Genomic DNA, 23,676 nt, shown 5'->3' with positions numbered 1-23,676 from the left:
CACTTTCGTTAAGAGGCCGTAAACGGCCGTCACCCTGGCGCTTTCGGTCGGGAAGTTGGTCAGTGGGGAAATTAGCCTTACGCAAACGTACAGGGGCTCGTACGCCAACCCGCAGGGTCGACTCAAGTCACTTGGGCCGACATGTTTCCGAACACCAGAGGAGCAGTGGATGTCATTTCTGACAACGGTGACTGAAGAGTTGCTAGCCGCGCAGGGTCAGCTGGAGGCGATCAACGCTAACTTGGCGGCGCAGAACGCCGGCGCCGCGGCGGCAACGACGGTTGTCGCTCCGGCCGCCCTTGACCCCGTATCGGCCCAGCAGGCGGCGATCTTCTCGGCCTACGGCACCGCGTACCAAACGACCGCCGGCGAGGCGCAGACCCAGTTGGAGACCTACACGACCAACCTGGGGGTGAGCTCCACCAGCTACAGCGACACCGAGGCCACCAACGCCGCGGCGGCAACGCTGTCGGAGGGCTCGCAACAGATGAGTCTGCTGGCGGATCCGGTCTCGCAAATTCAGGCGGCCGGCCCCGGCACCACGATCGTCGACATCCTGCAGTGGCTCCTCGGCGGCACCGGCAACAACACCAACCCGGCCATGCTCGGCGGAATCTTCGGCCTGTCGAGTAACGGCGCCAACATCCTCAACATCGGTGGCGGCAACTGGGCCTCGGCCGCTTCCGCTTTGCTCGGTATGGCCGGTGGTGGTTTGCTCCCGGCGGGCAGCGACACCATCGGCGATGCCGCCGCAGCGGCGGCACTTGCCAGCGAGACGACGCCCATGGAAGCCGGCGTCGGGGGCATGGCCGGCATGGGCGGCATGCCGGTGGCCGCGATGGGCCAGGGGACGCTGGTCGGCAATTTGTCGGCGCCGCCGGCCTGGGCAGGTGGCCAGGTCACCCCGGTGGTTGGCACCAGCGTCACGCCGGTGCAGACCGTGGGATGGACCGGCGCCGCACCGCAGACCGGCTCCGTGGTGCCCGGCATGCCCGGCATGGTCGCGGGCACGGGACGCGCCTCCACCGGCTTCGGGGCGCCCCGCTACGGCGTCAAGCCGATCGTCATGCCGAAGTCGACCGCCGTCTAGGGGCCGGCACGGCCCCTCTTGGGCACAGCCGCGATCGCGGCCATCCACACCACAGCCAAATTCGAAAAAGGAGCGGGAACAGAAATGGTTTTTGAGTTTGCAGCACTACCCCCGGAGATCACCTCGACGCTCGTGTACAGCGGCCCCGGCTCGGCGCCGCTCATGGCCGCGGCCGGCTCCTACGCCAACCTCGCCGCCGAGGTAAGCACCACGGCGACCTCGTGGGAGTCGATCATCTCGTTGCTGACCACCGAGCAGTGGACTGGTGGTGGGTCGGCAGCCGCGGCAGCCGCCGCCGCACCGATCGTGACCTATCTGACCGAGACAGCGGCCGCGCTCGAGCAGGCGAGCGCCGCGGCCTCGGCGTCGGCCGCCGCTTTTGAGGCGGCGCACGCGGCGGTGGTGAACCCGGCGCTGGTGTACACGAACCGCGCGGAGTGGGCGGCCGCACTCGGGGGGCTCCCGTTCACCCTCCCGCAGCTCATGGAATTGGACATCGAATATTCCGAAATGTGGGTCCAGGACGCCACCGCCATGAGCGCCTACCAGGCCGCCTCGGAGGCGGCCGCCGCAAGCCTGCAGCCGGCGGCGCCGCTGACCACAACCACCGACCCGGGGGTGCAGGCGCTGGCCGAGCCGTTCAGCGCGGCCGATTCGTTCAGCTCGACGCTCGCCGACCTCCTGGGCTCGACACCCCCGTCGAACCCAAACATCCTGTCCTCGATCGACGGTCTGCTCGGCACGCCAGCCTTCCTGAATGGCATCAACGGCGCCGTCAACACCGCGGCGTGGTTCGTCATGACGGCCATTCCCACCGCGGTGTCGCTGGGCCACACGCTGGCCGGCGCCGCGGTGCCGGCGGCCGCGGTCAGCGACGTCGTCCCCGAAGCCGGCGCGGCCGGCATCGTCGAGGGCACCGTGGTCCGGTCGGTCGCGCCCCTGGGCGGCATGCCGCTGGGCGCGGGCGCGGCGGGCAGCCTGGGGCAGGCCACCACGGTCGGCAAGCTGTCGGTGCCGGCCACCTGGTCCGCCGCCGCCCCCGCGACGCAGGCCGAACTCGCGGCGGCCACCTCGCCGCTGCAGGGCTCGGGCTGGAACGTCCCCGCCGAGGAGACGGCCGTCGGTGCGCCCGGCATGCCGGGCATGCTGGCCGGCGCCAAGGGCGCCGGAGCCTACGGGTCCGGACCGCGGTACGGCTTCAAGCCGATCGTCATGCCCAAACAGGTCGTGGTGTAACGCCGCAAGGGCTCGGCCTGTAACTCGTTGCAGGCCGGCAGGTAACCGCTGGGCCGTAATCTATCCGCCGCGCGGTCACCACCGCGCCCAGAGACCAAATGCATTGATCCACAACCAGAAGCAACAAACACAAAGGAGAAAGGCAACATGGCAACACGTTTCATGACTGACCCGCACGCGATGCGGGCGATGGCGGGCCGCTTCGAAATGCACGCGCAGACGGTGTCGGATGAGGCTCGCAAGATGTGGGCGTCGTCGATGAACATCGCCGGTGCGGGTTGGAGCGGTCAGGCTCAGGCCACCTCGTACGACACGATGGGTCAGATGAACCAAGCGTTCAACAACATCGTCAACATGCTCCACGGTGTGCGCGACGGGCTGATCCGCGACGCGAACAACTACGAGACACAAGAGCAGGCCTCGCAGCAAGCCCTCAGCCACTAACGAAAACCCTAACCACCCAATACTTTTCATTCAGGAGGACTACCAATGTCGATCAATTACCAGTTTGGCGATGTCGACGCGCACGGCGCGCTGATCCGCGCGCAGGCCGCCTCGTTGGAGGCCGAGCACCAGGCCATCGTTCGCGATGTGCTGGCTGCCGGCGACTTCTGGGGCGGCGCCGGTTCGGTGGCTTGCCAGGAGTTCATCACCCAGTTGGGCCGGAACTTCCAGGTGATCTACGAGCAGGCCAACTCCCACGGGCAGAAGGTGCAGACCGCGGGCAACAACATGGCCAGCACCGACAGCGCCGTCGGGTCCAGCTGGGCCTGACACCCCTCGCGTCAACCGGGGCCGCACACCACACGGTGTGCGGCCCCGGTCTTTTGGTGCGTCGCCGAATGCCTAATCGGGTTTGCCGAGAGGCGAACTCGGGTGGCCGTTGCCACCATGGCCCCCGGCCTCCCGTGCCAGGGCCCGCCTACCCCGGCATTCCGAAGATTTGAGGAACATATGAAGTCCGTGACAGGCGCATAAGCGCTTTGCGAGAATGAAAAGACATGACAGCAACGCCGGGGTACGCGGGTAGCGCGGGTTCGCAACGACCGCGTCAAGCCATTCTTGGGCAGTTACCCAGGATCTACCGTGCCGACGGATCCCCCATCCGCGTTTTGCTGGTGGACGACGAACCGGCGCTGACCAATCTGGTGAAGATGGCCTTGCACTACGAGGGTTGGGTGGTGGAGATCGCCCACAACGGTCGCGAAGCCCTGGCGAAATTCGAGCGGGCCGCCCCCGACGTGCTGGTCCTCGACATCATGCTCCCCGACATGGACGGTCTGCGGATTCTGCAGCGGATACGTGAATCAGACGTCTACACCCCCACGTTGTTTCTCACCGCGCGCGATTCGGTCATGGACCGGGTCACCGGCCTCACCGCGGGCGCCGACGACTACATGACCAAGCCGTTCAGCCTGGAGGAACTCGTCGCGCGACTGCGCGGGTTGCTGCGCCGGTCCAGCCAGCTCTCGCCGCCGGCCTCGGAAGCCCTAAAGGTCGGCGATCTTCGGCTCGACACCGCCAGCCGCGAGGTCATCCGCGACGGAACCGCCATCGCGCTGTCGTCCACCGAGTTCGAACTGTTGCGCTTCTTGATGCGCAATCCGCGCCGCGCGCTGAGCCGCACCGAAATTCTCGACCGAGTTTGGAACTATGATTTCGCCGGGCGCACCAGCATCGTCGATCTGTACATTTCGTATCTGAGGAAGAAAATTGACTCCGGGCGTGAGCCGATGATCCACACCGTTCGCGGCGTTGGATACATGCTGCGGCCGCCGGAATGACCGGCCAGCGTAATACCCCTTCGTGGTTCCCCCGGTCGCTGCGCCGCCAGTTGCTGCTCGGGGTGCTGACAGTCGTCACCGTGGTCTTGGTGACCGTCGGCATCGTCTCCGTGCTCAGCCTACGCGGCTACGTCACCGCGATCAGCGACGCGGATGTCGCCGAATCCCTTGATGCGCTGAGCAACTCGTACACCCGATACCTGAACGGGGAGCACACCTCGGCGCACCGCCGTGTCCCGCCGGTGCCGCAGGCGATGCTCGAGTTCACCGGGCAGACACCGGGAAATCTGATCGCGATCGTGCATAACGGCGTCGTCATCGGGACTGCGGTGTTCTCCGAAGACCAACCCAAGCCCGCACCACCGGACGTCGTCAGTGCGATCGAAGCGCAGTCCTGGGCCGACGCGCCGCCCCGCACCATCCGGTTGGGCAGCCTGGGTGCCTACCGCGTCGACAGCCGGGTCGAAGGATCAGACCTGCTGATCGTCGGGATGTCGGTGCAGCTCGCCGAACAGATCATCACCCGCAAATACATCACCACCACGGTGCTGGTCGCGGCCGCCCTGTTGGTCACCGCGGGACTGACCGCGTGGCTCGTCGGCTACACCCTTCGCCCCCTACGCCGGGTTGCCGCGACCGCCGCGGAAGTCGCCGCGATGCCGCTCACCGGGGACGATCACCGGATCAGCGTCCGGGTCCGGGAGGAAGACACCGACCCGGACAACGAAGTCGGGATCGTCGGGCACACGCTGAACCGATTGCTGGACAACGTCGATAGCGCGCTGGCGCACCGGGTCGATTCCGACATGCGGATGCGGCAGTTCCTCACCGACGCCAGCCACGAGCTGCGCACCCCGCTGGCGGCGATCCAGGGCTACGCCGAATTGACCCGCCAGGACAGTTCGGCGTTGCCGCCGACGACCGAGTACGCGTTGGCCCGCATCGAATCCGAAGCGCGCCGCATGGCCCTGCTTGTCGAAGAGCTGCTGCTGCTCTCCCGGCTTGGCGAGGGTGAGGACCTGCAGAACGAAGATGTCGACCTGGCCGACCTCGCCATGAACGCGGTGAACGACATCGCCGTCGCGTCGCCTACCCATCGTTGGCTCAAAAACCTTCCGGACGAACCGGTTTGGGTGCGCGGTGACCGCGCCCGGCTACACCAGCTGCTCAGCAACCTGCTCAACAACGCCCAGCTGCACACCCCGCCGGGGGTCACGGTAACCACCGACATCGTCTGTCACCGGGAGGATCCCGCCGCGCCGTACGCCGAGCTCACCGTCGCCGACGACGGGCCCGGCATCGACCCGGACTTGCTGCCGCGGCTGTTCGAGCGATTCGTCCGCGGGGACGCCCCCCGGTCGGACAGCTCCGGCATTGGGTTGGGTCTTGCCATTGTCAGTTCGATCGTCAAGGCTCATCATGGCTCCGTTGATGCCGAATCCGCGGAGGGTCGAACGGTGTTCCGGGTACGTCTTCCCATGACCGACGGCCCGACTCCCGACTGACGGACCCGCGCATCCGCGACATCTGCCGCGGCGCGGGAGGGTCAATAAAGGGTAAGAAAGACCGCAAAAGCGGCCTAGCAGCCGTAAAGAAAACGTTAAAGGCCAGCGTCGTGGGTAGCTGGCGAGCTTAACCTCGGTCGTGGCCTGCCCACCGAGGTCAGGTCACTGTTGCCCGAGAACTGTCTGGCATCACTCAGTCATCGAACGAAAGACAAACATGTCCGTGGTGATTTACCTCGTCCTGACTGCGGCGGTGTTCGTCGCACTCGGCCTGACGCTGAGGCTGGGCTCATGAGCATCGCCAACACCGTGGGACTCATCCTGTCCGTGCTGATCGCCCTGTTACTGGGCGCCGCGCTGATGTACCCGGAGCGCTTCTAGTGAGCGCCACCGCGGCCGGAGTGGTTTTCCTGGCGCTGTTGGTCATTGCCCTGGCCGTCGTCCATGTGCCGCTGGGCGACTACATGTATCGCGTCTACAGCGCCCAAAAACATTCTCGCGCAGAGAAATTCATCTATCGACTGATCGGTGCCGACCCTGACGCCGAGCAGACCTGGAAAACGTATGCCCGTAGCGCACTGGCCTTTTCGGCGGTGAGCGTCGTCTTCCTTTTTGTCCTGCAACTCGTGCAGGACAAACTGCCGCTGCACCTGCACGGCCCGGCGACGCAGATGACACCGGCGCTGGCATGGAACACCGCGATCAGCTTCGTCACCAATACCAACTGGCAGTCCTATTCCGGCGAATCGACGATGGGCCACCTGGTGCAGATGGCCGGTTTGGCGGTACAGAACTTCGTATCCGCCGCCGTCGGTATGGCCGTCGCCGTCGCGCTCGTCCGCGGTTTCGCCCGGCACCGCACCAACGAGCTGGGCAACTTCTGGGCCGACCTGACCCGTGGCACCCTGCGCATCCTGTTGCCGATGTCCGTGCTCGGCGCGCTTGTCCTTGTGACGGGCGGTGTCATCCAGAACTTCCACCTCAACGACCAGGTTGTCACCACGTTGGCCGGCGCCCCGCAAACCCTCCCCGGCGGGCCGGTCGCCAGCCAAGAGGCAATCAAACTGCTGGGCACCAACGGCGGTGGGTTCTACAACGCAAACTCCGCCCACCCCTTCGAAAACGCGACCGCCTGGACGAACTGGGTCGAGATCTTCCTGCTCTTGGTCATCAGCTTCTCCATGCCGCGCACCTTCGGTCGGATGGTCAACAGCAAGAGGCAGGGCTACGCGATCGCCGCGGTCGTCAGCGTCCTGGCCGTTCTCAGCGTCAGCTTCATGATGCTGTTTCAGCTGCAGCATCACGGCACGGTACCGACCGCGGCGGGTGCCTCCTACGAGGGCGTCGAACAGCGCTTCGGCGTGGCCGATTCGGCTATCTTCGCCGACGCCACCACGCTAACCTCAACCGGCGCCGTCGATTCCACCCACGACTCCTACACCAGCCTGGGCGGCATGATGACGATGTTCAACATGCAACTCGGTGAGGTCGCACCCGGCGGAGTCGGCTCGGGCCTGTACGGCATCTTGATCCTCGCGGTCATCACGGTGTTCGTCGCCGGTTTGATGGTCGGCCGAACCCCGGAATACCTCGGCAAAAAGATTAACCCGCACGAAATGAAGCTGGCCTCAGGGTATTTCCTGATCACCCCGCTGATCGTGCTGCTCGGCACCGCCACTGCCATGGCGTTACCCGGCGAGCGCGCCGGCATGGCCAACACCGGACCGCACGGCCTGTCCGAGGTGCTGTACGCCTTCACGTCGGCGGCCAACAACAACGGTTCCGCCTTTGCGGGACTGTCGGCCAACACGGTGTGGTGGAACACCGCGTTGGGTCTGGCGATGGTCTTCGGTCGATTCCTGCCGATGATCCTCGTTCTCGCGCTGGCCGGTTCGCTTGCGCGCCAGGGCATGACGCCCGAATCGAGCGGCACGCTACCCACCCACAGGCCGCAGTTCGTCGGCCTGGTGGTGGGCGTGACGGTCATTCTGGTTGCCCTCACCTTCCTGCCCGCGCTGGCGCTCGGGCCGCTCGCCGAAGGGATTCACTGAAGTGACCACCGTAACGGATTCCCGCACTCACCGGCCATCCGCGCACGCGCCCGGCGAAAAGCTTCAGGGCGGCCTGCTGGACCCGGCACTGCTGCTGAAGTCGTTGCCGGACGCGGTGCGCAAGCTCGATCCGCGCACGTTGTGGCGCAACCCGGTGATGTTCATCGTCGAGATCGGCGCCGTCTGGTCGACGGTGCTTGCCCTCGGCGACGGCAGCTGGTTCAGCTGGCTCACCGTGTTCTGGCTATGGTTGACAGTGCTTTTCGCCAACCTTGCCGAGGCAGTCGCCGAGGGCCGCGGCAAGGCGCAGGCCGACACCCTGCGCAAGTCCAAAGCCGACACCGTCGCACACCGCCTCACCGCCTGGCGACCCGGCGCCGCGGACCCAACCGCGGTCGAAGAGATCGCGGCACCGTTGCTGCAACAGGGCGACTTCGTGGTCGTCACCGCGGGTGAGGTCATTCCCGGCGACGGCGATGTGGTGGAAGGCATTGCGTCGGTGGATGAATCGGCCATCACCGGCGAGTCGGCACCGGTGATTCGCGAATCCGGCGGCGACCGCTCCGCGGTGACGGGCGGCACCACCGTCCTCTCCGACCGCATCGTCGTCAAGATCACCCAGAAGCCCGGTGAGAGCTTCGTGGACCGGATGATCGCGCTGGTCGAGGGTGCCAACCGGCAGAAGACGCCCAACGAGATCGCACTGAACATCCTGTTGGCGGCGCTGACCATCATCTTCGTCTTCGCGGTCGCCACGCTGCAGCCCCTGGCGATCTACTCAAAGGTGAACAACCCCGGCGTCCCCGACACCTCGGCGCTGAGCTCGGACGGCATCAGCGGCATCGTGCTGGTGTCGCTGCTGGTGTGCCTGATTCCGACCACCATCGGCGCGCTGCTGTCGGCGATCGGTATCGCCGGCATGGACCGTCTCGTGCAACGCAACGTGCTGGCCATGTCGGGCCGGGCGGTCGAAGCGGCCGGTGACGTCAACACCCTGCTGTTGGACAAAACCGGAACCATCACACTCGGGAATCGCCAAGCGTCGGAATTCATTCCGGTACACGGAGTGACCCACGCGGACCTGGCCGACGCCGCACAACTGTCCAGCCTCGCCGACGAGACCCCCGAAGGGCGTTCCATCGTGGTGTACGCCAAGCAGGCCTTTGGGCTGCGCGCGCGCACGCCGGGCGAGCTCTCCCACGCCACCTGGGTGGAATTCAGTGCGACCACCCGAATGTCGGGCGTGGATGTCGATGGCCGGCAGTTACGTAAGGGTGCGGCCAACTCCGTGTCGGACTGGATCCGCGGCCACGGCGGCAGCGTCCCGGCCGAGCTCGGCGAGATCGTCGACGGCATCTCCGCGGCCGGGGGCACCCCGCTGGTCGTCGGCCAGGTCGATGGCGGAGCAACCGCAGCTGCTCGAGTGCTCGGCGTCATCCATCTCAAGGACGTGGTGAAGCAGGGTATGCGGGAACGCTTCGACGCGATGCGTCTGATGGGTATCCGCACGGTGATGATCACCGGGGACAACCCGTTGACCGCCAAGGCGATCGCCGACGAGGCCGGCGTGGACGACTTCCTGGCCGAGGCCACCCCCGAAGACAAGATGATGCTGATCAAGAAGGAGCAGCAGGGCGGGCGCCTGGTGGCAATGACCGGCGACGGCACCAACGACGCTCCGGCTTTGGCTCAGGCCGACGTCGGCGTCGCGATGAACACCGGGACATCGGCGGCCAAAGAGGCCGGCAACATGGTGGACCTGGATTCCGACCCCACCAAGCTCATCGAGATCGTCGAGATCGGTAAGCAATTGCTGATCACCCGGGGCGCGTTGACCACGTTCTCGATCGCCAACGACATCGCCAAATACTTTGCGATCATCCCGGCGATGTTCGTGACGATCTTCCCGGGCCTGGATCTGATCAACGTTATGCGGTTGCACAGCCCGCAATCGGCGATCCTGTCCGCGGTCATCTTCAACGCGATCGTCATCGTCGCACTGATTCCGTTGGCGCTGCGCGGTGTTCGGTACACCCCGAGCCGCGCATCGAAACTGCTCAGCCGCAACCTCTATATCTACGGATTGGGCGGCATCGTCGCACCGTTCGTCGGTATCAAGCTCATCGACTTGCTGGTTCAACTCCTCCCTGGGATGGCCTAGATGAATATCACCAACACGCTGCGCCAACACTGGGCCGCGCTGCGCGCGCTGCTCATCTTCACCGTGATTCTGGGTTTCGGCTACCCGCTGCTGATTTGGCTGGTCGCCTTGATTCCTGGCCTGCACGGGAAAGCCGAAGGGTCGCTGCTGTCGGTGGCCGGTAAGACGGTCGGCAGCACGCTGATCGGCCAGTCGTTCACCGACTCGTCCGGCAGCCCGCTGCCGCAGTACTTCCAAAGCCGGCCCTCGGCGGCAGGCAGCAACGGGTACGACCCCACGGCCAGCGGCGGCAGCAACCTCGGGCCCGAAAGCGTGGTCGACACCCCAGGCGATCCGGCACAGCTGGCGGCCGGCAAGACGGCGTCGGATGCCGGGTTCAAGCCCAGCCTGCTGACGCAGATCTGCTCACGCAGTGTGTCGATCGCGACGACCGAGGGTATGGGCGAAGGGGCTGGAGCGCGACCGTTCTGCACCGGCGGGGGTGTGGGGGCGGTGCTATCGGTGATCGGGCCGCGTGATGCCCGCGGTTACGTCATCCGTCCGACGCGGGTGATCAGTGTCAATGAGCCGTGCGCGACGACCAAGCAGCCATTCCTGGACTTCTACGAAGGTGTTCGGGTGGAGTGCGCGAAGTTTGGTGAAGACTATTCGAACGGTCAGGTCGTGCCGATTCGCGGTGCCGCCCCGGACAGCCCACAGGTGCCCGCCGACGCCGTCACCGCCAGCGGCAGCGGCCTGGATCCGCACATCTCGCCGGCTTACGCCGAGTTGCAGGTGTCGCGGGTCGCCAAGGCCCGGCACGTCAGCCCGGATCAGATTCGCGCGGTCCTGGCCCGGTACCGCGACGGCCGCGCCCTGGGATTCTTCGGTGAGCCGACGGTCAATGTCCTGCAGCTCAACGCCGAACTCGACCACCGGTTCCCCACCACGAGTTAGTACCCGGGGGGATGATGGTTGACGTGAGCGACGTCAGCCGCGGGGACTCCCACCCCAAGCGCGGGGAGCTGCGCATCTACTTGGGTGCGGCTCCGGGCGTCGGCAAGACGTTCGCGATGCTGGGTGAAGCCCACCGGCGCTTGGAACGCGGCACCGATTTGGTGGCTGCCGTCGTCGAAACCCACGGCAGGCGCAAGACCGCGGAGATGCTGGAAGGCATCGAGATCATTCCGCCGCGCTACATCCCCTACCGCGGCAGCAGCTTTCCCGAACTCGACGTGCCGGCGGTGCTGCAGCGGCATCCGCAAGTGGTGCTGGTCGACGAACTCGCCCACACCAACACACCGGGCAGCAAGAACCGGAAACGATGGCAGGACGTCGAGGAGCTGCTCGACGCCGGAATCACCGTGATATCCACGGTCAACATTCAGCACCTAGAAAGCCTCAACGACGTCGTCGCTCAGATCACCGGGATCGAACAGAAGGAGACGATGCCGGATTCCATTGTGCGGCAGGCCTCACAGGTCGAGCTGATAGACATCACTCCGGAAGCACTGCGGCGCAGACTATCTCACGGAAACGTCTATGCCCCAGAACGGATTGACGCCGCACTGTCGAACTACTTTCGGCGCGGAAACCTCACCGCGCTACGGGAATTGGCGCTGTTGTGGTTGGCCGACCAGGTGGACACCGCGCTGGCGAAATACCGCGCCGAGAACAAGATCACCGACATGTGGGAGGCCCGCGAACGCGTCGCAGTCGCGGTGACCGGAGGCCCGGAATCCGAGACGCTGGTGCGGCGAGCCTCTCGCATCGCGTCGAAGTCGAGCGCCGAACTGATGGTCGTGCACGTGATCCGCGGTGACGGCCTGGCCGGGCTGTCCGAAGCCCGGATGAGCAAAATCCGCGAGTTGGCCAACAGTTTGGATGCGTCGCTGCACACCGTCGTCGGCGACGACGTTCCCACGGCCCTGCTGGATTTCGCCCGCGAGATCAACGCCACACAGTTGGTGATCGGCAGCTCACGGCGGTCCCGGTGGTCGCGGGTCTTCGAGGAGGGCATCGGCCCGACCATCGTGCAGCGTTCCGGCAAGATCGACGTGCACATCGTCACCCACGAAGAGTCGCGGCGCGGCTTTCGCGTGGCATCACTGGCACCCCGCGATCGCCGCATCGCCTCCTGGCTGGCAGCCTGCATCGTCCCGTCGGCCATCTGCGCGATCACGGTGACCCTACTGGACCCCTATTTGGACAACGGTGGCGAGAGCGCACTGTTCTTCGTCGGCGTTCTCGCGGTGGGCCTGCTGGGAGGTGTTGCGCCCGCGGTTCTTTCGGCGATGCTGTCGGGGCTGCTGCTCAACTACTACCTGATCGCCCCGCGACACAGCTTCACCATCGCCGAACCCAGCAGTGCCATCACCCAATTGGTGCTGTTGCTGATCGCGGTGGCGGTCGCCGTGCTGGTCGACTTCGCGGCCAAACGTGCCCGCGAGGCGCGGCTGGCCGCCCAGGAGGCGGAACTGCTGACGCTGTTCGCGGGATCGGTGCTGCGCGGAGCGGACCTCGAAACGCTGCTCGAACGAGTGCGCGAGACATACTCGCAGCGGGCGGTCAGCATGCTGCGCGAGCCCGGTGACGAAGACCGCGCTGCCGGTAAAAAACCTTACATCGTGGCCTGTGTGGGCAAGGATCCTTGTGTCTCAGTCGATTCCGCCGACACCGCGATCGAGGTAGGCGACGACGAGTTCTGGATGCTGATGGCGGGCCGCAAGCTGTCCGCCCGCGAGCGCAGGGTGCTCAGCGCGGTGGCCAAGCAGGCCGCCGGCCTGATTCGGCAGCGCGAGCTGATCGAGGAGGCCAGCCGGACCGAGGCCATCGTGCGAGCCGACGAACTGCGGCGCTCGCTGCTCTCGGCGGTCAGCCACGACCTGCGCACGCCGCTGGCGGCCGCCAAGGTGGCGGTGTCCAGTCTGCGGGCCGAAGACGTCGCGTTCTCCCCCACCGACACCGCGGAATTGCTGGCCACCATCGAGGAATCGATCGACCAGCTGACCGCGCTGGTCGGAAACCTGCTCGACTCGTCGCGGTTGGCCGCCGGAGTGGTGCGCCCGGATCTGCGGCGGGTGTATCTGGAAGAGACGGTGCAACGCGCGCTGGTCAGCGTCGGCAAGGGCGCCACCGGCTTCTACCGGTCTGCGATCGACCGGGTCAAGGTCGACGTGGGCGACGCGGTGGCGATGGCCGACGCCGGGCTGCTGGAACGGGTTCTGGCTAACCTGATCGACAACGCTTTGCGCTATGCGCCCAACTGCGTGGTGCGGGTCAATGCGGGCCAGGTGGGGGACCGGGTGTTGATCAACATCATCGACGAGGGCCCGGGCATCCCGCACGGCGGCGAGGATCAGCTGTTCGAGCCGTTTCAGCGGCTTGGCGATCACGACAACACCACCGGTGTGGGGTTGGGCATGTCGGTTGCACGCGGGTTCGTCGAGGCGATGGGGGGCAGCATTCAGGCCGGCGATACACCCGGAGGTGGCCTCACCGTCGTCGTAGACTTGGCCGCACCTTCGCAACGGATTGGTGATCGATGACACGGGCCGGCGACGATGCAGTGGGGACACTTCCTCCTGGCGGGGGAAAGCGGCGCACATGACTCGGGTATTGGTGATCGATGACGAGCCGCAGATCCTGCGCGCGCTACGCATCAACCTCTCGGTGCGCGGCTACGAGGTTGTCACCGCGGCGACCGGTGCCGGCGCCCTGCGTGCGGCCGCCGAACACAAACCCGATGTGGTGATCCTGGATCTGGGCCTGCCCGACATTTCCGGCATCGAGGTCCTCGGCGGTCTGCGCGGCTGGTTGACCGCGCCGGTGATCGTACTGTCGGCGCGAACCGATTCATCGGACAAAGTCGAGGCGCTGGACGCCGGGGCCGACGACTACGTCACCAAACCGTTTGGTATGGACGAGTTTCTGGCGCGGCTGCGGGCGGCGGTTCGGCGTAACGCCGCGGCATCGGAAATCGATGAGCCGGTGATCGAGACCGACTCGTTCACCGTCGACCTGGCCGCCAAGAAGGTCACCAAGAACGGCAAAGAGGTGCACCTCACGCCGACCGAATGGGGCATGCTCGAGGTGCTGGCGCGCAATCGCGGCAAGCTGGTGGGTCGCGAAGAACTACTCAAGGAGGTGTGGGGGCCGGCGTATGCCACCGAAACCCATTACCTGCGGGTGTATCTGGCGCAGCTGCGGCGCAAACTGGAAGACGATCCGTCTCATCCCAAGCACTTGGTGACCGAATCGGGTATGGGCTACCGATTCGAAGTCTGAGTGTGCGCCGGCGGCCGCGAGTGTGGACTCGGGGCGCCGACACTCCCGGCGCGGCGGCCGTCACGGCACCCGGAAAGCCGTGACTGCACAGTCAAAGGGCCCGGCCATAGGCTTAGGCCGAGACGACCGACAGCACGATGCCGTCGAGGATGTCGTGCTCGCTGACGGTTAGCTCATCGATGCCGGCCCGGCTGCGCAACTCGCGTGCCAACTCCTCCACCACGATCGCGCCGCCGCCGATCACGTCGGCGCGGCCCTCGTGCATCGGCGCCAGCGCCGCCCGCTGCGCCCGGGTCATGCCGATCAGCCGTTCGCACACCGCTGTCAGATCGGCACCGGCGACGCGTGAGAGATGAATGGCGGCAGCGTCATACGCCGTCATATTGTGGGCCAGCGCGGACAGCGTGGTCATCGTGCCGGCCAGCCCAACCCAGGTTCGGGCCTGCTGCACGGGCACGGCCTGCAGGGCCGGGCCGAGCCGATCGCGAACGAACTGCCGCGCCGCCTGCACCTGCGCCGGGGTCGGCGGATCGGAATGCAGGCAGCGCTCGGTCACCCGAACACAGCCGATGTCGGCGGAGTAGCTCGCCACGACCTCGTCCGAACCGAGCACCAGCTCGGTAGACCCGCCGCCCAGGTCGACGACGACGAAAGGCCCTCGGGTACGGTCTAATTCACCGACCGCCCCGCGGAAGGACAGCGCGGCTTCTTCGGCTCCGGTAATCACCTCGGCCACCGCGCCGGGCAGCACGGGGCCCAGCACCTCACCCGTCATCGCGAAGAACTCGTCGCGGTTGCTGACGTCACGGGCAGCCGACGTGGCTACCATCCGAACCCGTTGCGCCCCATGGCTTTTCATGAGGCTTGCGTAGTCGGCCAGCGCGGCCCTGGTCCGCTCGATCGCCTCCGGGGCAAACTGACCGGTGGCGTCGACGCCCTGGCCCAGCCGCACGATCCGAGTCTCGCGGTGCACGTCACGCAGCGTCCCCTCTGAAACGTCGGCTATCAGCAGCCGAATGGAGTTCGTACCACAGTCCACGCCCGCCACTCTCAGCGCCACAACTCACCGTCCAGCACCCCGGTCATGGCCGGCTCGGCGGCCAGCAGCGCCAGCGCCTCGTCGCCGAATGGGTTGACGCCGGGTCCTTTGGCCAACGAATGCGCGATCAGCACATGCAGGCACTTGACCCGATCCGGCATGCCCCCACCGGAAAACGTCGTCCCGAGCGGCTCGATCGCGTCACGCTCGGCCAGATACGACTCATGCGCGCGCCGGTATGCGGCCGCGAGCTCGGGGTCCGTGCTCAGCCGCTGGGTCATGTCTCGCATCAGCCCCGTCGTCTCCAGTCGGCTCGCGGCGGCCGTCAGGGCCGGATGCGTCAGGTAGTACAGCGTCGGAAAAGGGGTCCCGTCAGGCAGTTTCGGTGCGGTCTTCACCACGCCGGGCTCACCGTTGGGACACCGATAGGCGATCTCGAGCACACCGCGTGGTTCGCGTCCCAGCTGGCCTGCCACCGCTTCCAGGTCGGCACGATCAACCACCGGGAGTCGCGGGCCCCGGTGAATCCGGCGGTGCCGGCTGTCCGGCCGGTGGCGCGGCGGCCGGCGGCAGGTGCGGAGCGTCGGCGATGGTGTGCCACAACGACGTATACCACGGAGCGTTGCTCGCCGGCTTGGACGTTTCGTCTCCGGGTTGCGGGGCGGCAGCCGCGGTCGGCGGAAGCTGCACCTGGAAGGGCGTGTCCCCCGGCATCACGAAACCCAACCGCTCCCTGGCCTGAGCCGCGATATAGGCCGGGTCGGCGAGTTTGACCTTCTTCTGCTCGAGGTCGGCGATCTGGCGCCGCAGTGCCGCCTCACTGGCAGACAACTGCGCCATCTCGGTGCGCTGGGCGAAATACGTGCGGACCGGACCCGCGATGGTCAGGGTCAACACGCAGACCACCGCGGCCAACACCGCCGCGCGCCGGGCGGTGAAACCCAGTCGCTGCTCGGACCGCTGCTCGATCGACTCGGTGATCTGCCGCTTGATGGGTTCGACAATGTGCTCGGCCGCGCTTCGGGCCGTCGAGGCATTCTGCGCCACCTTCGGCGACCGCGACGACGGCTTAGACGAGGGCCTGGAAGAGGGCTTTGCGGAAGGCTTCGCCGAGGGTTTGGCAGCGCGACCGCGCCGTACCGAATCACCCGCTTTCCCCGGGCGTGATGCCGGGGAGCGGCGTTTGGGATCCGGCCGTTTCGCGTCGGGCATTGCAGCGCTAGTCGCGTTTGCCGTTGACTGCCAAGCTATTTCACATCCAACACGTAGCGCGGGAAGGCGAGGTCGCCGGCGTAGCGGGCCGCGTCGCCCAGGGCCTCCTCGATACGCAGCAGCTGGTTGTACTTGGCGACTCGCTCACTGCGCGCGGGCGCGCCGGTCTTGATCTGCCCGCTGCCCACGGCCACCGCGAGATCTGCGATCGTGGTGTCCTCGGTCTCGCCGCTGCGGTGGCTCATCATCGTGCGGTATCCGCTGTGGTGCGCCAGCGCAACGGCATCGAGTGTTTCGGTCAGCGTGCCAATCTGATTCACCTTGACCAAAAGCGCGTTGCCCGCACCGCGTTCGATGCCCTCTTCCAACCGCTCCGGGTTGGTGACGAACAGGTCGTCGCCCACCAGTTGCACACGGTCGCCGACGGCCGCCGTCAGCGCCACCCAACCGTCCCAATCATCCTCGGACAACGGGTCCTCGATGGACACCAACGGGTAGGTATCCAGCAGGTCGGTGTAGAACTGTGCCATCTGGTCGGCGCTGCGGATCTCCTTTTCGAAGCTGTAACCCTCGCCCGCGGTGAAGAATTCGGTCGCGGCCACGTCGAGCGCCAGGGCCACGTCCGACCCCGTTTTGAAGCCGGTCGCTTCGATGGCAGTCAGGATCAGATCCAGCGCCGCCTTGGTGCCCGCGACGTCCGGCGCGAAACCACCCTCGTCACCGAGCCCCGTGCTCAGACCCTGCTTCTTCAACACCGACTTCAGCGAGTGGTACACCTCGGCACCCCAGCGCAGCGCCTCCTTGAAGCTCGGCGCACCGATCGGTGCGACCATGAATTCCTGGACGTCGACGCCGGTGTCGGCATGTGCGCCGCCATTGAGGATGTTCATCATCGGCACCGGAAGAATGTGCGCGTTCGGCCCGCCCAGGTAGCGGAACAAGGGCAGCTCGGCGGAGTCGGCCGCCGCCTTGGCCACGGCCAGCGACACGCCAAGGATCGCGTTGGCACCCAGCCGGGACTTGTCCGGGGTGCCGTCCAGGTCGACCAGCGCCTGATCGACCAGACGCTGGTCGTCGGCGTTGAGTCCGATCACCGCCGGGCCGATTTCGTCGAGGACGGCCTGTACTGCCTTGTCCACCCCCTTGCCGCCGTACCGGGTGCCGCCGTCGCGGAGCTCGACGGCCTCGTGCTCCCCGGTCGACGCACCGGACGGCACGGCCGCCCGGGCAAAAGTCCCGTCGATCAGGGCGATCTCGACCTCGACCGTGGGGTTACCGCGGGAATCGAGGATCTCGCGGGCCCCGACCTGCTCGATAATCGGCACTAGGATCTCCTTGCCTGAACTTGACTCGTTGCTGATGGCGCGCTTCGGCCTGCCCTCAACAGGCCCAGCCTAAAGCCTGGGTCACGAACTATCCTTCTACAGCGGGTGACCGGCCGCGTAGGCGGTCGCCCAGTCCCGCACGGCGCGGGCGTACACGCCGGAATTGTTGTATGCCCGCAGCGCGGTGACCCACCCCCGCGGGGTGGCGAGATCCTTTCCGCGCCAACACAAATAACCTGCGGCTGCCAGGGCCGCGTCGTCGATGTTGTCCGGGTTGACTCGGCCGTCGTTATGGGCGTCGACCCCGTACAGCCGCCACGTCTCCGGGATGAACTGCATCGGCCCCATGGCGCGGGCAATCGCGGGCTCGCTGTCGGTGCTGTTTTGGTCGGCGTCGACGATGCGCAGGTTGCCGCCGGTGCCGTCGAGCTGGACACCCCGGATGGGCGGGCTGACGTCTCCATTCGGTGCCAACGTCGCACCCCGGTAGGTGCCGTGGTGGCTTTCCACCTGCCCGATGCCGGCCAGGGTGGTCCAGGAGATATGACACTTCGGGTTCTCGACTTCGGCGACCCGGGCCGCATAAGCGTAGGCCTCCAGCGCGATGAGCGGGATTTCTAACGCCGCGGCGCGCGGGATTGCCCACTGGCGCAACTGGTCCGCGGGCCGGCCGCTGGCGTGGGTGTCGACCGGCGGCACCGGGTCGCCGAACGGCGGCGGCACGCCCGCGGGGATGAAGAGGCTGAGTTGCCAGGTGCAGCTGGAGGCCATCAGCATGGCAGTCGCACCGATCACGGCGGCTGCGCGCAACCAACGCCTCGGCGACACCACGTTCCCCTTAACTTCCCCTACACCAACGTCACCCACTGATTATCGTCCCATGACCTTCCCGCGTAACCGGTCTCTTTGCGCCGGCAAGCCCGGTTTCCGCCAGATTATGCGTTAGCTGGCAACGATCGTGGCTAGCAAAGTATGGCCGCCGTGTATTACCGGGATTCGCCAAGTTACAAGCCACATTATCCGGCGCACCGCCCTGAGATGGCAAACAATGGCAGGATCGCTGCCGGACAAACCTATGAGGTGCTCGAATCCCGCGTCAGTCCGGGCTGCGGGCCCGTTTGGCGTCCTTGCCGGACCGCTTGGACGCCTTTTCGGGCGCATCGGCGGCCGCTTCGACCTGCTCGGGTTGGTCGTCGACCCGGCCGGGCTCGTCGGTCTCGGCATCGGTCGCGCCGCCAGTCAAGTCCGTCTCGAGGGGCTCCCCCGCCGCTGCACCGTCGGGGGCCTCGGCGGCCCAGTGCTCCCGCCACTCCTGCTCGGTGACCGCGCCCAGCGGCACCACGTCGAACTCTTCGGGCACGTTGTCCCCGCGCCGCGTCGCAGCGATCGACCGTTCGACCGCGCGAACCGTGTCCACGAACTCCAAAACGGCAGTGCGAAGAAAACTTTCGGCATCGACGTCGGTCAACACGGAAATCGAAGTGATCTGGGCGGGAATCAGGTCGGTGGGCAGTCCGGCAGCGCACGCTCGCTGAATCACCTTCTGTGCGAGCGCCAACGCGGGCTGGCCGGTGTGCACGTCGTCCATCACCGACATACGGGGCTTTTCGGCCGCTTTACGTTGTTCCCACTGAGCCAACTGCTCTTCGAGGGAAATCGTTTGGCCGGCAAGCACTCCCGGTACCCGATTGCCCAGCTTTCGCATCAGCGTGGTGGCGACCGCGTCGATATCGAACGGCGACTGCGGAGCTTCCTCGGCGATGCGGGCGTGAAAAAGCACCTGCAACAACACGTCGCCCAGCTCTTCGCGCAGCTGGTCGGCGTTGCCGCTGCGAACCGCATCCAGCAGCTCGTAGGTCTCCTCGAGCAGGTACCGGCGCAACGAGTCGTGCGTCTGCTCGCTCTCCCACGGCCCGGCCGTGCGCAGTTTGTCCATCATCGCGACGGCGTCGACGAGTCGTTCCCCGCGGGGTGTCTCCGGCGCCGAAATCAACCGGGCCCCGGCAGCCAACCGGGCAGTGACGGCGGGGTGGTCAGGGTCCGAGGACAGCAGCACCGGGGCGTCTGTCCCGGTGTCCACCGGACGCGCGGACGGCAACGACCAGGGCACCGCGACGGGCATCTCCTCGGTGTACTGGACCTCGCCGGCCAGGTGCTCGACCGCCTCGACGGGCACCAGCGACGGGCGGCGGGGGTCGAACAAGACGACAATCACTGGCGCCGTTCTCCTCCCTTGTCACCGCTCGAGCCCATGACCCGACCTTCAGCCCGCCGATTTGCGGCCGGCGCTATCGTCGCGCGGCGCTGACGAACTCGTTATACCAACTTCTTGCTGCGGTTTCCCCTGCAGGGCGGTCACCAGGTTGGCCACCATCTGCACCAACTCGACATCGCGGAGCCGCGGCGCACCAACTCCGCCGGCCCGCGGAATCGGTACGGACACCGTCGACGTAGTGGCGCGATAATTGGCGGCCGGATACATCCGCTTGAGCCGTACCTGTGCGGAATCGGGCAGCGTCAGCGGGGACAGCCGCACCGTCGCCGCCGACGGGGCCGAGACTTCGGTGATGCCCGAGGCGCGGCACAGCAACCGGAGCCGAGCGACGGCCACCAGCCGCTGCGCCGGTTCCGGCAACGCCCCGTACCGGTCGGTGAGTTCCTCGACGACAGCATCGACGGCCGCGTCGTCGGGCGCCGCGGCCAGGCGCCGGTAGGCCTCCAGCCGGAGCCGGTCGCTGGCGATGTAGTCCGGCGGCAGGTGCGCGTCGACCGGCAGGTCGATCCGCACGTCCTTGGGCTCCTCCGCGGTGGTGACGACTTGACCGTCGGCGGCCGCCCGGTAGGCCTCGACGGCCTCGCCTACCAGCCGCACGTACAAGTCGAATCCGACGCCGGCAACGTGACCGGACTGCTCCACGCCCAGCACGTTGCCCGCACCCCGGATCTCGAGGTCCTTCAGCGCGACCGCCATGCCCGCGCCCAGCTCGTTGTTCTGCGCAATCGTGGCCAGCCGGTCGTAGGCCGTCTCGGTCAGCGGCGTGTGCGGCGGATAGAGGAAGTAGGCGTATCCGCGCTCCCGGCTGCGGCCGACTCGGCCGCGCAGCTGATGCAGCTGCGACAGGCCGAAGGTGTCGGCCCGCTCGACGATCAGCGTGTTCGCGTTGGAGATGTCCAGGCCGGTCTCCACGATCGTGGTGCACACCAGGATGTCGTATTCGCGGTTCCAGAAGCCTTGGACCGTGCGTTCCAGCCGATCTTCGGGCATCTGCCCGTGCGCCACTACCACCCGCGCCTCGGGCACCAGCTCGCGCACCCGCGCCGCCGCCCGGTCGATCGAGCTGACCCGGTTGTGCACATAGAACGCCTGCCCGTCGCGCAGCAATTCGCGGCGCAGCGCGGCGGCGACCTGCTTGTCGTCGTGCGGGCCGACGTAGGTCAGCACCGGATAGCGCTCTTCGGGCGGAGTCAGGATCGTCGACATCTCGCGAATCCCGGCCAGGCTCATCTCCAGGGTCCGCGGGATCGGGGTGGCGCTCATGGTCAGCACATCCACGTGCGTACGCAGCGATTTGATGTGTTCCTTGTGCTCGACACCGAACCGCTGCTCCTCGTCGACCACCACCAGACCGAGGTCCTTCCACCGCACCCCGGTCTGCAGCAACCGATGGGTGCCGATCACTACGTCCACCGACCCGTCAGCCAGGCCTTCGAGCACTGCCCGCGACTCGGCGGTGTCGGTGAACCGGGACAGGCCCTTGACAGTCACCGGGAAGCCGGCCATCCGGTCGGAGAATGTCTGCAGATGCTGGTCGGCCAACAGTGTGGTCGGCACCAGCACCGCGACCTGCTTGCCATCCTGCACGGCCTTGAACGCCGCACGCACCGCGATCTCGGTCTTGCCGTAGCCGACGTCGCCACAGATCACCCGGTCCATCGGGATCGGCTTTTCCATGTCGGCCTTGACCTCGGTGATGGCGGTCAGCTGGTCGACGGTCTCCGTGAAGCCGAACGCGTCCTCCATCTCGGCCTGCCACGGCGTGTCCGGCCCGAACGCGTGGCCCGGGCTGGCCTGTCGTTTGGCGTACAGCGACACCAGCTCCCCGGCGATCTCGCGCACAGCGCGGCGGGCCTTGGTCTTGGTGTTGGCCCAGTCGCTACCGCCGAGCTTGGAGAGCGCGGGCGCCTGCCCGCCCACATACCGCGACAGCTGATCCAGGGAATCCATCGGGACGTACAGCTTGTCTGTGTTTTGACCGCCGCTGCCCCTTTTGGTGGAGGCGTACTCAAGCACCAGATATTCGCGCCGCGCTCCGCCCACCGTGCGTTCCGTCATCTCGACGAACCGCCCGATGCCGTGCTGATCGTGCACCACGAGGTCGCCGGCGGTCAGCGCCAGCGGGTCCACCGTGTTGCGCCGCTTGGCGGCCAGCCGCTTGCCCTCGGGCGCCGTGGCCCGGTTGCCGGTCAGGTCGGTCTCGGTGATGACGACCAGGTTGGCGCCCGGAATCACTACACCGTCGTGCAATGGGCCCTTGAGCACCCCGACCACACCGGCCTTGGGCGTCGCGCCGCAGTCCAGCATCGCGGCCGGGGTGTCGGACTCGGCCAGCCGCTCCACCACCCGATGGGCGGTTCCGGTGCCGGGCGCGACGACCACCGCGTAGCCGCCGGTCAAGACGTGCGCACGCAGCATCGCGAAGATGCTCGCGATGTCGTGCTGATGGCCACGGGCCGACGGCGCCGCCCGGATCTCGAGCTCGACGGCCGACTCGTCGGACAGCTGGCTCAGGGTCCACCACGGATGCCCGCCGCTGACCGCGGCGGCGTGCACGTCGTCGAATTCGACGAAGCCCGACCCGCCCAGCTGCTCGATGTCGACCGGTGCTTGGCCTTCGGGACTGCCCATCGCCGCGACCGACCAGGATGCCTCGAGGAATTCGCGGCCGGTCTTGATCAGGTCGGCGGCCCGGCTGCGGATCTTCTCCGGGTCGCACAGCAGTACCGGGGTGCCGTCGGCCAGCTGATCGGTCAGCAGCGCGTGCGAGCGATCGCCGTCGGGCTGGAGAACGGGCAGCAGCGCCTCCATGCCGTCGACGGGAATGCCCTCGGCAAGCTTGGCCAGCATGTCGGCGACGCTGCCGGTGATCGCCGCCTGCCCCTCCGGCAGCTGGGCGGCCGCCCGAGTGGCCAGCTCGGCGGCCCGGGCGCGCACGTCCTCGGTGAGCAGCAGTTCGCGACAGGCGACCGCGACCAAGGTGTCGACCTCCAGCTCCGGGATCGACCGCTGGTCGGCCACCGCGAACATCCGCATCTCGGTGATCTCGTCGCCCCAGAACTCGATACGCACCGGATGTTCGGCGGTGGGGGCGAATACGTCGAGAATGCCGCCCCGCACCGCGAATTCGCCGCGGCGGCCGACCATGTCGACCCGGGTGTAGGCAAGTTCGACCAGCCGGGCGATGGCGGCGTCGAAGTCCACCTCAGCGCCCACGGTCAAGGTGAGCGGCTCCACCAGCCCCAGCCGCGGCGTCATCGGCTGCAGCAGCGAGCGCGCGGCGGTCACGACGACCTGCAACGGCGGCCCCAACCGTGCGTCGTCGGGGTGCGCCAGCCGGCGCAGCACCATCAACCGAGTGCCGACGGTGTCGACGCCCGGCGAAAGCCGTTCGTGCGGCAGTGTTTCCCAGGACGGGAAGATCGCGACGGCGTCACCGAACACACCGCGCAGTTCAACGCCGAGGTCCTCGGCTTCGCGGCCGGTGGCGGTGACCACCAGCAGCGGGCCGCGCCGCGCCAACGCGCTGGCGACGAACACCCGCGCGCTCGCCGGGCCGACCAGGTCCAGCGTGGCCGGTCCGGCCGCCGCGGCAGTGATCTGCTGGAACGTCGGCGCTGTCAGCGCCAATTCGACGAGCCCCGCGATCGGGGTTTCTGGGCGAGCAGGCCCCGGTGCGGTCATGATGCACCCATTCTAGGTGGCCGAGGAATCCGCAAAACGACGTCAAGA

General features: G+C 67.0%; 18 protein-coding genes and 1 pseudogene. 12 read left to right on the top strand and 7 right to left on the bottom strand.

The window, feature by feature from the left end; all coding sequences use genetic code 11:
- The first annotated feature begins 169 nt into the window (after positions 1 to 169).
- From G6N33_RS18290 to G6N33_RS18235, 12 genes are all read left to right on the top strand, one after another.
- Positions 170 to 1,090, top strand: a complete 921-nt coding sequence (locus G6N33_RS18290) for a PPE family protein, SVP subgroup (RefSeq protein ID WP_101528526.1) — start codon at positions 170 to 172, stop codon at positions 1,088 to 1,090.
- Between the two features lie 84 nt (positions 1,091 to 1,174).
- Complete coding sequence (locus G6N33_RS18285; protein WP_101528529.1) at positions 1,175 to 2,326, top strand: PPE family protein, SVP subgroup; 1,152 nt, start codon at positions 1,175 to 1,177, stop codon at positions 2,324 to 2,326.
- Positions 2,327 to 2,473: 147 nt separating this feature from the next.
- The gene (locus G6N33_RS18280) at positions 2,474 to 2,770 is read left to right on the top strand and encodes a WXG100 family type VII secretion target (RefSeq protein ID WP_025735564.1); all 297 of its coding nucleotides are present in this window, start codon (positions 2,474 to 2,476) and stop codon (positions 2,768 to 2,770) included.
- Positions 2,771 to 2,815: 45 nt separating this feature from the next.
- A complete protein-coding gene (locus G6N33_RS18275) occupies positions 2,816 to 3,100 on the top strand; it encodes a WXG100 family type VII secretion target (protein ID WP_044507741.1) in 285 nt (94 codons plus the stop codon).
- A 227-nt stretch (positions 3,101 to 3,327) separates the two neighbouring features.
- Positions 3,328 to 4,110 carry a response regulator transcription factor gene (locus tag G6N33_RS18270; protein ID WP_044507742.1) on the top strand — a complete coding sequence of 261 codons (783 nt, stop codon included), beginning with the start codon at positions 3,328 to 3,330 and terminating at the stop codon, positions 4,108 to 4,110.
- Positions 4,107 to 5,615 carry a sensor histidine kinase gene (locus G6N33_RS18265; protein ID WP_044507746.1) on the top strand — a complete coding sequence of 503 codons (1,509 nt, stop codon included), beginning with the start codon at positions 4,107 to 4,109 and terminating at the stop codon, positions 5,613 to 5,615. The genes G6N33_RS18270 and G6N33_RS18265 overlap by 4 nt, the downstream gene beginning before the upstream one ends.
- Before the next feature lie 291 nt (positions 5,616 to 5,906).
- On the top strand, positions 5,907 to 5,996 hold the full coding sequence (locus G6N33_RS27530) for a K+-transporting ATPase subunit F (RefSeq protein ID WP_101528525.1): 90 nt from the start codon (positions 5,907 to 5,909) through the stop codon (positions 5,994 to 5,996).
- Complete coding sequence (kdpA, locus tag G6N33_RS18255) at positions 5,996 to 7,666, top strand: potassium-transporting ATPase subunit KdpA (protein ID WP_044507747.1); 1,671 nt, start codon at positions 5,996 to 5,998, stop codon at positions 7,664 to 7,666. Before G6N33_RS27530 ends, kdpA begins: the two co-directional genes overlap by 1 nt.
- Position 7,667: 1 nt before the next feature.
- A complete protein-coding gene (kdpB, locus tag G6N33_RS18250) occupies positions 7,668 to 9,827 on the top strand; it encodes a potassium-transporting ATPase subunit KdpB (RefSeq protein WP_044507748.1) in 2,160 nt (719 codons plus the stop codon).
- The gene (locus G6N33_RS18245) at positions 9,828 to 10,763 is read left to right on the top strand and encodes a potassium-transporting ATPase subunit C (RefSeq protein WP_044507749.1); all 936 of its coding nucleotides are present in this window, start codon (positions 9,828 to 9,830) and stop codon (positions 10,761 to 10,763) included.
- Between the two features lie 11 nt (positions 10,764 to 10,774).
- A complete protein-coding gene (locus G6N33_RS18240; protein WP_044507750.1) occupies positions 10,775 to 13,354 on the top strand; it encodes a sensor histidine kinase in 2,580 nt (859 codons plus the stop codon).
- A 58-nt stretch (positions 13,355 to 13,412) separates the two neighbouring features.
- The gene (locus G6N33_RS18235) at positions 13,413 to 14,093 is read left to right on the top strand and encodes a response regulator (protein WP_044507751.1); all 681 of its coding nucleotides are present in this window, start codon (positions 13,413 to 13,415) and stop codon (positions 14,091 to 14,093) included.
- Between the two features lie 112 nt (positions 14,094 to 14,205).
- Here the strand turns inward: G6N33_RS18235 and G6N33_RS18230 are convergent, their stop codons facing one another.
- From G6N33_RS18230 to mfd, 7 genes and pseudogenes are all read right to left on the bottom strand, one after another.
- Positions 14,206 to 15,153: a Ppx/GppA phosphatase family protein gene (locus tag G6N33_RS18230; protein WP_044507752.1), complete on the bottom strand. Its 948-nt coding sequence runs from the start codon at positions 15,151 to 15,153 to the stop codon at positions 14,206 to 14,208.
- Positions 15,144 to 15,635, bottom strand: coding sequence for a DUF501 domain-containing protein (locus G6N33_RS18225; RefSeq protein ID WP_044507753.1), 492 nt, complete (start codon positions 15,633 to 15,635; stop codon positions 15,144 to 15,146). The genes G6N33_RS18230 and G6N33_RS18225 overlap by 10 nt, the downstream gene beginning before the upstream one ends.
- Positions 15,628 to 16,344, bottom strand: coding sequence for an FtsB family cell division protein (locus tag G6N33_RS18220; protein WP_044507754.1), 717 nt, complete (start codon positions 16,342 to 16,344; stop codon positions 15,628 to 15,630). Before G6N33_RS18220 ends, G6N33_RS18225 begins: the two co-directional genes overlap by 8 nt.
- A 35-nt stretch (positions 16,345 to 16,379) precedes the next feature.
- Positions 16,380 to 17,669: a phosphopyruvate hydratase gene (gene eno, locus G6N33_RS18215; protein WP_044507758.1), complete on the bottom strand. Its 1,290-nt coding sequence runs from the start codon at positions 17,667 to 17,669 to the stop codon at positions 16,380 to 16,382.
- A gap of 96 nt (positions 17,670 to 17,765) precedes the next feature.
- Positions 17,766 to 18,497: a lytic transglycosylase domain-containing protein gene (locus G6N33_RS18210; protein ID WP_061559803.1), complete on the bottom strand. Its 732-nt coding sequence runs from the start codon at positions 18,495 to 18,497 to the stop codon at positions 17,766 to 17,768.
- Positions 18,498 to 18,907: 410 nt separating this feature from the next.
- Positions 18,908 to 19,884: pseudogene (locus G6N33_RS18205) on the bottom strand (nucleoside triphosphate pyrophosphohydrolase); the annotation flags it as partial.
- 48 nt (positions 19,885 to 19,932) lie between these two features.
- Positions 19,933 to 23,628, bottom strand: a complete 3,696-nt coding sequence (gene mfd, locus G6N33_RS18200; protein ID WP_044507760.1) for a transcription-repair coupling factor — start codon at positions 23,626 to 23,628, stop codon at positions 19,933 to 19,935.
- Positions 23,629 to 23,676: the final 48 nt, after the last annotated feature.

The organism is Mycobacterium simiae (genome assembly GCF_010727605.1).
Classification (GTDB): Bacteria; Actinomycetota; Actinomycetes; order Mycobacteriales; family Mycobacteriaceae; genus Mycobacterium; species Mycobacterium simiae.
Note: the sequence above shows the minus strand (reverse complement) of the source record. Positions and strands in the feature narration are given on the sequence as shown.

Coding starts and splice junctions, on each gene's coding strand:
- G6N33_RS18290 (WP_101528526.1), top strand. CDS start 170: ATGTCATTTCTGACAACGGTGACTGAAGAGTTGCTAGCCGCGCAGGGT.
- G6N33_RS18285 (WP_101528529.1), top strand. CDS start 1,175: ATGGTTTTTGAGTTTGCAGCACTACCCCCGGAGATCACCTCGACGCTC.
- G6N33_RS18280 (WP_025735564.1), top strand. CDS start 2,474: ATGGCAACACGTTTCATGACTGACCCGCACGCGATGCGGGCGATGGCG.
- G6N33_RS18275 (WP_044507741.1), top strand. CDS start 2,816: ATGTCGATCAATTACCAGTTTGGCGATGTCGACGCGCACGGCGCGCTG.
- G6N33_RS18270 (WP_044507742.1), top strand. CDS start 3,328: ATGACAGCAACGCCGGGGTACGCGGGTAGCGCGGGTTCGCAACGACCG.
- G6N33_RS18265 (WP_044507746.1), top strand. CDS start 4,107: ATGACCGGCCAGCGTAATACCCCTTCGTGGTTCCCCCGGTCGCTGCGC.
- G6N33_RS27530 (WP_101528525.1), top strand. CDS start 5,907: ATGAGCATCGCCAACACCGTGGGACTCATCCTGTCCGTGCTGATCGCC.
- G6N33_RS18245 (WP_044507749.1), top strand. CDS start 9,828: ATGAATATCACCAACACGCTGCGCCAACACTGGGCCGCGCTGCGCGCG.
- G6N33_RS18240 (WP_044507750.1), top strand. CDS start 10,775: ATGATGGTTGACGTGAGCGACGTCAGCCGCGGGGACTCCCACCCCAAG.
- G6N33_RS18235 (WP_044507751.1), top strand. CDS start 13,413: ATGACTCGGGTATTGGTGATCGATGACGAGCCGCAGATCCTGCGCGCG.
- G6N33_RS18220 (WP_044507754.1), bottom strand. CDS start 16,344: ATGCCCGACGCGAAACGGCCGGATCCCAAACGCCGCTCCCCGGCATCA.
- mfd (WP_044507760.1), bottom strand. CDS start 23,628: ATGACCGCACCGGGGCCTGCTCGCCCAGAAACCCCGATCGCGGGGCTC.